The sequence below is a fragment of the Cohnella laeviribosi DSM 21336 genome, from assembly GCF_000378425.1.
In the GTDB taxonomy this organism is placed as follows: Bacteria; Bacillota; Bacilli; order Paenibacillales; family Paenibacillaceae; genus Cohnella; species Cohnella laeviribosi.
In genome coordinates, this window is the sequence record NZ_KB899819.1 from 26,184 (window position 1) to 38,995 (window position 12,812).

A 12,812-nucleotide genomic window follows, 5' to 3' on the forward strand; every position below is an offset into this window, starting at 1 on the left:
CCGTTATCCGTTCGTTCATCGGCGAATTTTTACGGGCTCACGGCCCTTAACGGATCGTCTGTCCGCGAGATGGCGGAAATCGGGGGATTTTGAACAAATAGCGGATGCTGTGTCCGCCTTACCTGCCCGGCCGATGGAAACGCAGAGACACAACAAGACAGCCTCGCCCTTTCCTTCCTCCCGCTCCTCGATCGGCGCCTCCAAAATCCGGCGGGCGAGCGTTTCGCCGATCGATGCGGCGCGATAGTCCCGACCGGCGCTTCGCAAATGGCCTTCAGCGAGCCGAAAGGCTTGAGCGGCCGCTTGCGAATCAAGCGGACCGCTGAGACGCCTCCAGATCACGCAGAACCGCATAGACGCTTCCGGATCACGCGGAACCAATTAGACGTATGCGGATCAAGCGGAACCGCTTAGCCGCTTCGGCTTTAGGTTCACGAGCAGAATGCTTGCCATGATGAGGACCAGTCCCGCCACCAGGTTGAGCGTAATTTTCTCGTGCAGAAACAGCACGCTGCAGAGGATGGAGACGACGGGAATCAGGAACGTAAACGCCCCCACCTTGCTTGCCTCGCCGGAACCGATCAGGCGGAAATAAGCGAGCCAGCCCAGCGCAATGACGAACACCGAGATGAATAGCGTGTCGAGCACGAACGGTCCGGTCCAGCGGATGGCCGCCCAGCTTTCGACGGACAAGCCGCAGGCCAGCATGACGATGCCGCCGATGGTCATTTGCATGGCCGTCATCCAGAGCAAATCGACTTTGGCCGTCACGCGCTTCGTATACACGGTGCCCAGCGCCCAGCTCAGGGCGGACGCAAGCGCCAGCGCGATGCCGACGGCCGACACGCCTCCCTCCAAGCCGCCGACGCTCATGGCGGCCACCCCTGCGAAGCCGGCGAGCAGGCCGGCGATTTTCCGGGCGTACATCCGCTCTCCCAGCCACATCCAGGCGAACAAGCCGAGCAGCACGGGCTGCAGAAAGACGATGGCCGAAAACAGTCCGGCCGGCATATATTGAAGGCCTACCGTCTGGAAACCGTAATAGAGGACGATGCTCAACAGCGCGGAAAGCAAATAGATCTGCCACGTTTCCCGAAGGCGCAGCTCCTTCCGGCGGGGCAGCGCGACGGCGATCAGCAGCAGGCCGCCGATCAGAGTGCGGATGCCCGCAAACAACATCGGCGGCGCAAACGCCAGCGCATATTTGGACAATGGCCAGTTGACGCCCCACATCAGCACGAGGAACGCCAAATAAAGCACGGTCTGTTTACGGGAAAGCTGCATTTTCGTTTCTCTCCCTTTTTCTATGTTTCTATTTCCTATGTTTCTATCAAAAGGATACACCACTTTTCCGTTGGATTGAAAGCCAAACACGACCGGGCCCTCAGGCCAACGCCGCGGGGCGCGGGCGTTTTACCGCTCGAAACGGAACCAGCCGAAATCGAAGCGGCTTCCGGGCAGGAACAGGAAAGACACGCTGCGGATTCCCGTGATTTTGTCCAGGCGAAACACCCGCTCTTCGTAGCCGTCGCTCCGCGCGAACTCGACGATTTGGCTGCTTTCGCCCTGTTCGTCGGCGAACCGGACATGGATCGTGTTTCGATCGATGAACGACCGGCCGTACACGACAAGCTTCGTGGCGCCGTCGGCGAAATCCATCCGTTCGAACGCCAGCGTCACGTTGTTTCCGATTTCCTCGACGTTTTTTCCGGCAACCGTGAAGGCGTCCCCGTAGATCCGGTCGCATTCCGCGGCGAAATGCTGTTCGAACGCCCTGTTCGGTCTTGCAAACGAAAAGCCTTTAATATGCATCTTCTGCCGCGTGACGAAACAAATCGAAGTGATGCCGCGCAGCCTTTTCTTCAGACGGTACGTTTCTTCCTGATAAACGTTCCACCTGGACGGTTTCTGATAAACAACGTCGGCCAGCAACTCGCTGCCCGCTTCATCGGGCATGCCTTCCCAGATTTGCAGCGTATACGGTTCGCTTGTCAACGCGAAGATCGGGATCGTGATCGTATCCGATCCGTTCGGGCCGAAGTCAAGCCCGGAAAACCCGACCCGCGTTTCGCCGTCCCGGCTCGTGGCGACGCCTCTCTCGTTCCCGTTGCCGACTTCGCCGCGGCTGTAATCGTAAAGCCCGGCGGAAACAAAACCGTAAGGGTCCTTATAAGCCGTTCCGAGACCGGTCGCCGTAAATTCCAGCTGGGAGATCAATTTCGTCTTGCCGGTGCCGTTGCCGCTCATGCAGCGAAGCCGGAATGTTCCGTCGCCCAGAGCCGTAACCTTCGCTTCCAGTCCGAACGATTCCACTTTGGCGATATTCGACTCGATCCCGGCATCGTTCACGACGCGCCACTCCACATCCCGGTAAGAAGCGTGTTCCGGGTATAGTCTGGCCCTCACCCGCATTTCCCTTCTGGATTCGTCGAACCGCTGCCCGGCGTCGCTGACGATTTCGATTTTGCGCACCGGAATTTCTTCCTCGCTTCCCGTTACGCACGGCAGTTCCCGATTCGCCGTTCGCGCCGAAATCCCCGTCAAATCCCGGCCTTCGGCCGGCAGCGACGTCAATTCCGCGACGCAGCTTTCCAAGCCCGCGGAGGAGACCTCGACGCGGATGGCGCCGGGTTCCAGCGTGGCCCCGATGATCGCCATCAGCTTGCCGCTGAACAATCTTCGGCTTACCCCTTTGTACGGGTCGTAATCCGTGCTGTCCCCATTGTCCAGGCCGATCAGCCGGCCCGCTCCCGCAACTTGGACGCGCACGCGGTTGTTCGCGTTTTCGACGGGATTGCCCGCTTCGTCTTCCATGGAAATTTCCAGGAAAATCAGATCCGTTCCGTCTGCGACAAGGCTTTCCTTATCCGCGCGCAGACGTATCCGCTTCGCATCGCCGAACGACCGCCTTACGTCGGTGCAAAGAATATTGCCGTTTTCATCATACGCGATCGCCTTCAGTTCGCCTTCGGCGTAAGGAAGCTTCCACCACCCGACAAGCTGCGTTCCCTTCGCATGGTCGATCTCATGGGTCCCGACCGTCGCGCCGTTGAATTGCAGCTCGATCTTCGGCGCATTGGAGCATACGCGGACATCGATCAGTTGCCCTTTGTTAAAATCCCAATACGGAAAGATATGCACCATCGGCTTCGTTTTGTAGTCGGTCCATGCGGCTTGGTAGACGTAGAAGGAATCTTTCTTAAAGGTCGCCGTGTCGATCTGGCCGAAGTAGGCGTTCTTCGTATGATACGGCGTCGGTTCGCCGATATAGTCGAAGCCGGTCCAAATAAACTGGCCGAGGGAAAAAGGCGTGTCTCGTTCCGCCAGGATGCAGGCCTCCGCCGATTTGGCCCCCCAGCTCGTCGAGCTGTTGCCGAGGGCCGAGCACTGCTCGTCGTCGTCCGCCAGAATGGACGCTTCAAACGGAAAATGATAGATCCCCCTGCTTTGCACGACCGAGCCGGTCTCGCTGCCGTAGATCACCCAGTGCGGATGCTTCTCATGATGGCTACGGTAATATTTCTCCGCGTAATTGTAGCCGACCGCGTCCACCAGTTCCGCGCATTTTTGCGCGTTCGCCCACGGCATATAGTTGGAGCCGATCGTCACGCTCGCGTTTTGTTTCGGATCGTATTTTCGGACCAGCCCGACGAGCCGCTTCGTCCATTCTTGTCCTCTCTCGTCCGCGTGGGTATCGTAAATTTCGTTTCCGATGCTCCACATCAGCAAGCTCGGATGGTTCCGATCCCGCTTGACCCAGCTCTTCACATCGAGCGGCGCCCACGCCTGGAAAAATCTCGCGTAATCGTAACGGGTTTTCGGCCTTTCCCACATGTCGAAAGCTTCCGAGACGACCAGGAACCCCATCTCGTCCGCCAGCTCCATCAGCTCCGGGGCGGGCATATTGTGAGCGGTCCGAATCGCGTTGACGCCCATTTCCTTCAGAATCCCGAACCTTCTTCTGAGCGCCGTTTTGTTGAATGCAGCCCCCAACGCGCCCAGATCGTGGTGTTCGCACACTCCGTTCAACTTCATTTTTTTGCCGTTCAGCCGCAATCCTTCGCAGGGGTCAAGGTCGATCGTGCGAAATCCGATGTGCTGCGTCACGGTTTCGACGGTTTCCGGTTCCCGGTCCGAAGCGGCAAGCTGCAGCTTCGTCTCAAGCCGGTAAAGATGAGGGGCGTCCGTGCTCCAGAGCAAAGGGTCCTTTACGTGCAGCCTCTGCCCGTGTTGCAGCCGGGGCCCGCTTCCTGCCGCGACTCTATCCGAAACGGAAGCGATCACCTGACTTCCCTGCAGGATCGTGTGCGTGAGAACGGCATCCTCGCGAATGTGCATGTCGGTGTCGATCTCCACCAGCCAGCCGTCGCCGCTTTGCTTCGCCGCGACGTAAATGCCGTCCGTTTCCATGTAATTTTTCCCTCTTGTCCGGATCCACACGTTGCGGTAAATCCCGGCCCCCGAGTACCATCGGCTGTTCGGGCTTTGATGCACGACCTTGACGACGATTTCGTTTTCCCCTTCTACGAGAGCATCCGTAATTTCGTGCTCGAACGAGGAATATCCGTATTTCCATTCGCCTGCGAGCCGTTCGTTCACATATACGGAAGAATCCATATAAACCCCGTCGAAGCACAGGAAAATCCGCCGCTCGTCCCGCTTGGCCAAGGTAAACCGCTTGCGGTACCAGCCGATGCCGTTTTCATACAGATCCAGCGTGTTGTAAATCAGCCAATCGTGGGGAAGATCGACCGGCCGGAATTCCAAACCGGCCCAATCCGGCGCCTCGAGGCCGCTTTTGGCGAACTCCCATCCGTCATTAAATAACGTTTTCGTATTCACGGTCCCCATACCCGCTTTCTTCATAGGATAGAAGCACCCGCTTGAACAAAAGGGCCAGGCGCACCGCAGCTCTCCGCCGCGCGCCTAACCCTTGCCATTGCGAAAGCCTTAATAACCCAACAGGTTCTTCATCTTCTGGAAAATGCTGTTCGCCATCTCCGTCAAGCGTTGGCTGCCGTTGGCCTCGACCTGGGCGACATACTTATCCCAGTTGCTCAAGCTTTCTTGACCGGTGATGAACTTTAAGGTCATCGTGTTGACGTAATCCATCAGCGGCGTCGTGATCAGGTTCAACTGCTCGCTTTCTTCGGGCGTCGCCATAATCGGCGGCGCCAGCTTGCGCGGCTTCCTGTTGTTCAGGATCCGGTCCATATAGTCCTTCTCGCCGTCGGTCATCTTGGACATTCTCAGCTCCTTGGAGCCGCCGTATGCGAATACCCCGCCGCCGAAGCCGTAGTCGACATTTAATTGCTTGGGGGCTCCTTCGTTCAGCCCGTTATAATAAATGTCCGGGTTGAGCGAGATTTTGCCGTTCGCATCGACCGTGTACGTTTCCCCTTCCACGCCCCACAAGCTGAGCGTCTGGCCTTCGTTGGAATACCAGAGCCAGTCGATGAAGCGAAGCATTTTGATGAATCCGTCTTTGCCGAGATCGTCCAGCGCATTTTGGCTAATCATGATGCCGTTTTCCAGACGGGAAGTCTCGACCCGCAGCATCCCTTTCGGTCCGCCGGGCTGTACGATCATGTACAATTCGCTGTTCGGATCCTGCATTTTGCTCTTGAAATCCGCGAGATTCTGGTAGATTCCGCTGATGACGTAAGTGTCGCCTTTGAAAAACTTGGCTTGGGCCGCATCGTCTTCCTGGGTAAAGGATTCGGGATCCAGAATGCCATCCTTGATCAATTTATGGAAATATTCAAGATAGGCTTTGAAATCTTCCGACGCATCGGCAAAAACGAACTGCTGCCGGCCGTGGTCGAAGACGAGCCCGTTGGACAGCCCCCACCCTCCGGTTACGCCATATTGAACGGCGGCAATATTGAGCATGGAATTCCCTTGGAATTGATCGGATAAAACGTATTTCGCGCCGGTGTACGCTTTAACCTTCTTCATCGCTTCGTAAAAATTTTCATACGACCAGTTGGCTTCCTGCCCTTTGACGTCCACGCCCGCCTTTTCGAAGACATCTTTGCGGATAATATAGGAGTAGCCGCCGCCGGCGATTTCCCACATGCCCGGAAGCACGTAATATTTCCCGTCCGCCTGCAGCTTGGCTTTCAGGTCCTCTTCCATGCCCCAATCTTTGACGGCCTTCATGTAATTCGGCATATACTGCACCCAATCGCTGACGGGGACGATCTGCCCGGACGAGACGAATGCCGATTCGTCGTACGTTTTCGGAATGATGTAGGGCGCGTCGCCGCTGTTGATCAGCAAGGACTTCTGGTTTTCGTATTCCGTTCTGGCCGTGATCGACAAATCGAAGGTGACGTTTGTTTTCTCCCGGATGGCGCTCCACAGCCTCCAGTCTTTCCGATACGGGTAATTCTCATGGTCGCTGTACATCATCGAGTAGGTCACCGGTTCGTTGGAATGAAACGTCCGATCGACCCCGAAGGTGTAATCCGGCGCCTCTCCTCCTTCATTGCCCGCGCCGCCGGACGGCGCGTTTGCGCTGCTGCCGGACGCATTCTTCCCGTTTCCGGAAGAGGTGCATGCCGCCATAAAGGCGATCATGAACACCGTCAATACCAGTCCGGCCGTTCTGCGAAATTTGCTCATACCCGAACCCTCCCTCAAATTTTTGCGCATGTTGTATATAATCGGAAAAGGCTGCCAAACGGCGGATTCGTCTTGCCGCCATTCCGGTTATACCGATCAGCCTTTGACGGCTCCGATCATCATCCCTTGCACGAAATACTTCTGCACGAACGGATAGACGCAGATGATCGGCAAGGAAGTAAGCACCATGGCGGTCGATTTGACGCTTGCCGCGATCTGGGCGGCCTGATCGGACGAGGCCCCGACTTCCGTCGGGCTGACGGCGTTGTCGATAATTTGGCGCAAATACAGCGCGATCGGCCACTTCTCCTTCGATTGCAAATAGAGGGAAGGCCCAAACCAGTTGTTCCAGAGGCCGACAATGACGAATAACGTGATCGTGGCCAGGATCGGTTTCGAGAGCGGCAGAACGATTTTCGCGAAGATTCCGAAAACGTCGAGGCCGTCGACCCGGGCCGCTTCTTCCACTTCGCTCGGCAAGCCGGCGAAGAACGTCTTCATCAGGATGACATTAAAGGCGCTGATCGCCCCCGGAATGACGATCGCCCAGATCGTATCGCGCATGCCCAACGTTTTGGCGATCAGAAGGTAGTTGGGGATCAGGCCGCCGCCGAAATACATCGTGAACAGCACGAACGGGATGAAAAATTTGTTCAGGCGCAGCTTGTCCTTGGAAAGCGGATACGACATGACGGCCGTTGCGGCAACCGCGATGAACGTGCCCACGACCGAGTAAACGATCGTATTCCAGTAGTAGCGGAAAAAATCCGGCTTGCTTAAAATAACCTCGTAGGTTTTGGCGGTAAATTCGACGGGCCAGATCGTCACCTTGCCCGCATAGATCGCGGCCTCCGAGCTGAACGACTGCGCGACCAGATAGAGGAACGGATAGAGGGTGAAAAAGACGACCAGAATCATGATCAGTCCGTTGATCCAATCGAACGCGCCGAAAGACCGGGATTTTCTCACGTGCATCCTCCTTTCTACCACAGGCCGGATTTTGTCGTCCGTTTGGATAATTGGTTTGCGGCCGTCACCAGAATCAGGCCGATGACGCCTTCGAACAGGCCGACCGCCGTCGCGTAGCTAAAGTTGCCGCCGGTGATCCCCATCCGGTAGACATAAGTGGAGATGACATCCGCCGTCTCGTAAGTCAAGGGATTGTACAAGAGCAGGATCTTCTCGAAGTTCGAACCCAGAATTCCGCCGATGTCCAGGATCAGAAGCACCATGATGGTCGGCAATATGCCCGGGATCGTGACGTGCCACGCCAGGCGGAAACGGTTCGCGCCGTCGATTTTCGCCACTTCGTAGAGCTCGGTATTGATCGCGGTCATCGCGGCCAAATACAGAATCGTTCCCCAGCCGAGGCTTTGCCAGATGCCGGACGCGACATAGATCGCCGGAAACCACTCGGGCAAGGAGATGAACGGAATCCGCTCGAACCCCATCCATGCAAGGAAGGAGTTGATCGGCCCCGTCAGCGAGACCATTTCCTTTACCATTCCCGCCACAATGACCATGGAAATAAAATGGGGAAGATACGAAACGGTTTGGACAAACTTCTTCCATTTGACCCTCCGCAGTTCGTTGAGCAGCAGGGCAAAGGTCAGCGTGAGCGGGAAGCGGACCGCGAGATAGCTGACGTTCAAGGTTAAATCGTTGAAAAAGGCTCTCCAGAAGGAAGGGTCTTTCAGGAACATCCGAAAGTAAGCGAATCCGACCCACTCCGTGCCGAAAATGTTCGGTCCGCCCCTGTATTTCCGGAAAGCGATGATGTTCCCGAGCATGGGGGCGTATTTGAAGATGAGAAAGTAAATGACGGGAACGACCAGGAACGAATACAGCTTCCACTCTTTTCGGACGTGTTTCCAAAGAGCGTCTGCGGGCGCAGGTTTGTCGGCGGCTTCCATGCATTCACCCCTTTCTTGATTTTGAACATGCGCTCGCGCCGTTTTCGCTTTCGCTTGCGGCGCTCCCCCAATGTAGCGAACTCCGCCGCGGCCCTCAATGTACAATATCGCAAACGATGGACCATAACCGGAAAACGGCGATCGACAATTTGAAACCCATTGCCGTTTTCCCGAAATCCCCAAAAAAAGACGGCTTCCGGCATTCGGAAGCCATCGTCCGCCGCGGCGGGTTCGCCGCTTATCGGTTCAGATAACGTTGGTATGCGGCTTGCTTGATTTCCAGTACGCGTTCGATCCCCATCGCTTTCACATGAGCGGCCATGGCATCGTAAGCGTCGATCGGGTCTTCGCCGAGAAGGATTCTGAGCTCCGCGTCCTTTACGTACTTGTCGATCCTCTCCATCAGCAAGGAGAGTTCGGCGGCCTCCTCGGCCGTCGGCGTAATCGGCGGGAGCAAATGGTTTTCGTGACGGGTCTTTCGCCAAATCTCTTTGGAGCGGCTCGTTTCTTCGAACTTCCATTCATTTTGAAACTCGCGTTGGATCATCGGAAAATTCGACTGATGCGCGTATTTCAGCAAAACCTGGTCGCTTGCGACCCCGTCGGGGTTGTTGACGACGAAATCCGTGAAGACGGGGACGCCGCTTTCCATCGTATACGTAACGCCTTCGATTCCGTACGTGTTCAGCATGCTGCCTTCTTCCGAATACGCGTAGTCCAGCCAGCGAACCGCAGCTTCCGCGTTCTTCGCGCCGGCCGTAATCGCGGCCGAGCTGGTGCCCGCGTAGGCGTTGTCCAATTGCCCGAATTTCGGGATTTCCCCTTTGACCAGCGTCGGGTAAGGCGCGGCGACATAGCGGGCGGACGAGCGGTGGGAGCGGGCGGCGAGATTATATTTTTCGATGTAGAACTGCCAGCCGATCGTCGAACCGCTTGCGCCCGACATCATCTTCTTGTCCACCGTGTCCAGATCCACGACCGCGAAGTCTTTGTCGAGAAGCCCTTCCTGAACCCATTTTCGCATCGTGGCCAAGTACGCCTTGTACCCCGGCTCGATGTATCCGTACTTGACTTTTCCGTCCTCGACGTAAAAATTCCCCATCACGCCGAAAGCGCCCGCGAAGCCTGCCGTTCGTTCGCCCAGGAAGAGGCTCCGCAGCGTCAACGGCGCCGCAGCCCCCTTTTTCTCCTTGAACGCTTTCAGCATCGTGTACCACTCGCCGATCGTCTCGGGAACGGGCAGTCCCAGCTCGTCGAGCCAGTCCTTGCGAACGATCGGGCCGCCGTACACCCGGTCCGACTCCGAGCGAATAAACGGGAAGACATAGTACAAGCCGCTGTCCGTTTTGATCATTTTGTCGATGTCGGGACGCTCCTTCAGCACCCGCTTGAAGTTCGGCGCGTACCGGTCGATGAGGTCGTTGAGCGGCAGGATGTATCCCTGCTCGATGGCCTTCTCGGGACCTCCCGGATATTGCAGCCAAGTGTTCATCCAAATATCCGGCAAACGGCCGGAGGCCAGAAGCAGCGAAAACCGGTTGTCCTGCATGGGGATGCCGCCCAGATGCTCGATCGCGATGCCGGTGCGCTTCTCGTATTCTTCGTCGATCGGCTTGCGCTCCGGTTTGCCGCCGACGTCGAATTCGTCCATTAGCGTCAGCGTCGGACCGCCTTCCATCGGATAGCGGAAAGAATCGCTCCCCTCCCGCCCCGCAGGCGCTCCGGCCGGCTTCTCTTCCCCGCCGCCTCCGCCGAAGCATCCGGCTGTGCACAAGATGAAGACGATGAACGCCATCCAGCCTATTTTCGGCCAAGCGAACGTTCGATTGCGGAACATGTCAATCCGCCTCCTTTGCATATCGTGACCAGCGCACGCTCTCGATAAGTCGGATGCGTCATTGGAGCGCCTTGTACTTGCCGGGCGTGATGCCGACATACTTTTTAAAGACGCGGATAAACGCATGGCCGCTGGCAAACCCGACCCGGGCCGCCGTGTCGTCGATGCTCGCCCCGGTTTGCAGCAGCGCCTTGGCGGCTTCTACGCGGGTTTGGCTAATGAAATCGTGCAGCCCCTGTCCGATCTGTTCGCGGAACAGCCGGGACACATACTGCGGCGTCAGGCGGAAGCGGTCCCCGATCATCGATACGCTTAAATTGGGGTCCCGGTAGTTTTCCTTCACGAATTCGGCGACTTGATCGCCGATACCGGCGCCGGCATGTGCGGTTTGCCTGCTGCGCAGCACGCCGCAAACCTTGTCGAAGATGTCGTGAAGCTCCTGATGGAATTCCGCTTTCGTGGCGCATGACAACAGTCTCTTGAGCGGCCGCCACTCCTCCCACGCTACGCCGGCCTGCTCCGGGCCGGGAATCGACTTGATCAGCGTGGTCGCAACGTCAAGCAGGACGCACTTGGCCATTTCCAGCGGGGTCTGGCGCTGGAACGCCCGCTGCACGATCTGGTCGATCATTCCTTTCGCCTTCTCGAATTCGTCGGCTTTCAGCAGATTGAGGAGGATCATTTCGTCGTTTACCGTGAAGAAATAGCTGCCTTCGCTGGGCTTCACGTTTCCGTACCAAATCAGCGCGTCTTCTCCGAGAACCATACGGTATTCCTGGGCTTCCAACGCTTGCAGAAACGCCTGGTGAACGCCGTCCAGGCCGGTTTGCAGGTCGCTGCCGACCGTCGTGAACCGCAGCTTATACCGCGCCGTGATGAATTCGTAAGCCTGAGCCAGCGCGTCCTCGATCTCGTCCTTCCAGCAATCGGCCCGGCCGGGGGCGACGTTCACGACCGCTCCCAACGTGCCGTCCACATCCGTGAAATCGATGGCGTGGCGGCCTTCGACCGAATCCTTGACGATATTCGAAACGATAAACTGCGACAACGGCAGGTCCGTCGTTCCCCCTTCGTCGCTGTCGATATAAAACAGCAGCACGGCAAAACGGTCGGACGTCCAGGACAAATGATGCGTCATCGCCGCTTCCGCCAGCGGAACGTTCCGATCGGTCTGGCCTTTCATCAGCCGGCTTAAATAGTAGCTTTGAAGAACCCTGAGCTGACGAACATGCCGATTCTTCATGTCGTCCCGCTCGCGGATCGTTTCGAGCACGTTCCTTCGTATGTACGTATACTCGTCCAAATCCCGGCTTGTCCCCTGGCGTTGCCTGAGCGAGAACACGTTCACCAATTCCTTGACCGGGTCATAATTTTTGCGCGCAAAATAATAAATCAGCAATCCGCCGATTCCGATGCAAAGCGCAAGTCCCAATACATTCAACGTCCGGACGGCGCGGGCGCGCTCCCAAAACACATCGACCGGAAACACGCTGACATAGCTCCAGCCCGACGTATCGGACGATTCAATCGTGATCATCGACTTTTTTCCCTGAAACGTATCGGTAAACGTGCTCGTCCCGCGGCCGATCCACTTTCGGTACGTCGCTGATAACGCTTCCACGTTTTCGGAATTTTGAAACAGGATCTGGCCGTTCGGATCCACGATAAAAACTTGGCCTTTCTTCACCCAATCGATATTTTCAAGCATCGTCTTGATCTTCTCGGCGTTAAGCGGAATCAGCAGCGTGCCCGCCGCCCCGGATCCCGCTTGAGCCGGAAACGACCGGATGTAGGAAGGGGTATTTTCTTTCTTTTCCTTGTTTTTTACGGGAAGCTGCACATACTGTCCGGCGTGATCCGCGATCATCAGTTCGCGCCAGTCTTCGTAGGCAAACGTGCCGGTCTGATTCTTCATCTCGTAAAACATCCGGGCGCTCGCGTACGTTTCGCCTGAGAGCACCGAATCCAGCGCGTTCGAGTAAATATAGATATCTTTAAGAAAATCGTTTGCAGCCAACATTTTTTTCAGCTGCTGTTCCGTACGGTAAATATGGTAAGCGCTCGCACCCGTCTCGGCCTTCAAATCCAGAAAATGGCGGACATCCGGATGAACGGTCAATTGCGCCGCCAAGTTCTCCGTCTGACGAAGTTCCCCGTCCACGATATACTTCACCTGCTTTAACATCGCGACGCTTGCCCGCTTGATTTCGTATTCCACGATTTCCCGGGTCTGGCTGTAGACGATCACGCTTAACGCGACGGGGATCAGCAAGATCACGGCGTACGAGACGATCCACCGGAACGCTACGCTTCGCGAAAAGTTTCCCCTTCCCAGAACCATCCAACATCCCCCTGCTCCTCTTGCCTGCGCGCATGGCCATAAGACTTTTCGACCATCATATCACGCATCGGAACCGGAAAACACACGTCGGAGC

Annotated in this window: 7 protein-coding genes; all 7 read right to left on the reverse strand. The window is 56.7% G+C overall.

Features of this window, described 5'->3' with window-relative positions:
* Positions 1-396: 396 nt before the first annotated feature.
* The 7 genes from F560_RS0109655 to F560_RS0109690 all read right to left on the reverse strand — a co-directional run bounded on the left by F560_RS0109655 (position 397) and on the right by F560_RS0109690 (position 12,718).
* Complete coding sequence (locus F560_RS0109655; RefSeq protein WP_019005528.1) at positions 397-1,284, reverse strand: DMT family transporter; 888 nt, start codon at positions 1,282-1,284, stop codon at positions 397-399.
* Between the two features lie 129 nt (positions 1,285-1,413).
* Positions 1,414-4,866 carry a glycoside hydrolase family 2 TIM barrel-domain containing protein gene (locus F560_RS0109660; RefSeq protein ID WP_245554832.1) on the reverse strand — a complete coding sequence of 1,151 codons (3,453 nt, stop codon included), beginning with the start codon at positions 4,864-4,866 and terminating at the stop codon, positions 1,414-1,416.
* 84 nt (positions 4,867-4,950) lie between these two features.
* Positions 4,951-6,627, reverse strand: coding sequence for an ABC transporter substrate-binding protein (locus tag F560_RS0109665; protein ID WP_019005530.1), 1,677 nt, complete (start codon positions 6,625-6,627; stop codon positions 4,951-4,953).
* Between the two features lie 96 nt (positions 6,628-6,723).
* On the reverse strand, positions 6,724-7,596 hold the full coding sequence (locus F560_RS0109670) for a carbohydrate ABC transporter permease (RefSeq protein WP_019005531.1): 873 nt from the start codon (positions 7,594-7,596) through the stop codon (positions 6,724-6,726).
* Positions 7,597-7,610: 14 nt separating this feature from the next.
* Positions 7,611-8,540, reverse strand: a complete 930-nt coding sequence (locus F560_RS0109675) for an ABC transporter permease (protein WP_019005532.1) — start codon at positions 8,538-8,540, stop codon at positions 7,611-7,613.
* 238 nt (positions 8,541-8,778) lie between these two features.
* Positions 8,779-10,377 (reverse strand): extracellular solute-binding protein, encoded by a 1,599-nt coding sequence (locus tag F560_RS0109685; protein ID WP_019005534.1) that lies wholly within the window; start codon positions 10,375-10,377, stop codon positions 8,779-8,781.
* 58 nt (positions 10,378-10,435) lie between these two features.
* Complete coding sequence (locus tag F560_RS0109690) at positions 10,436-12,718, reverse strand: AraC family transcriptional regulator (protein WP_019005535.1); 2,283 nt, start codon at positions 12,716-12,718, stop codon at positions 10,436-10,438.
* Positions 12,719-12,812 lie beyond the last annotated feature (94 nt).

Bases quoted from the DNA above. Each gene is read 5' to 3' on its own strand.
- F560_RS0109665 (WP_019005530.1), bottom strand. From the start codon at position 6,627: ATGAGCAAATTTCGCAGAACGGCCGGACTGGTATTGACGGTGTTCATG.
- F560_RS0109660 (WP_245554832.1), bottom strand. From the start codon at position 4,866: ATGAAGAAAGCGGGTATGGGGACCGTGAATACGAAAACGTTATTTAAT.
- F560_RS0109655 (WP_019005528.1), bottom strand. From the start codon at position 1,284: ATGCAGCTTTCCCGTAAACAGACCGTGCTTTATTTGGCGTTCCTCGTG.
- F560_RS0109690 (WP_019005535.1), bottom strand. From the start codon at position 12,718: ATGGTTCTGGGAAGGGGAAACTTTTCGCGAAGCGTAGCGTTCCGGTGG.
- F560_RS0109685 (WP_019005534.1), bottom strand. From the start codon at position 10,377: ATGTTCCGCAATCGAACGTTCGCTTGGCCGAAAATAGGCTGGATGGCG.
- F560_RS0109675 (WP_019005532.1), bottom strand. From the start codon at position 8,540: ATGGAAGCCGCCGACAAACCTGCGCCCGCAGACGCTCTTTGGAAACAC.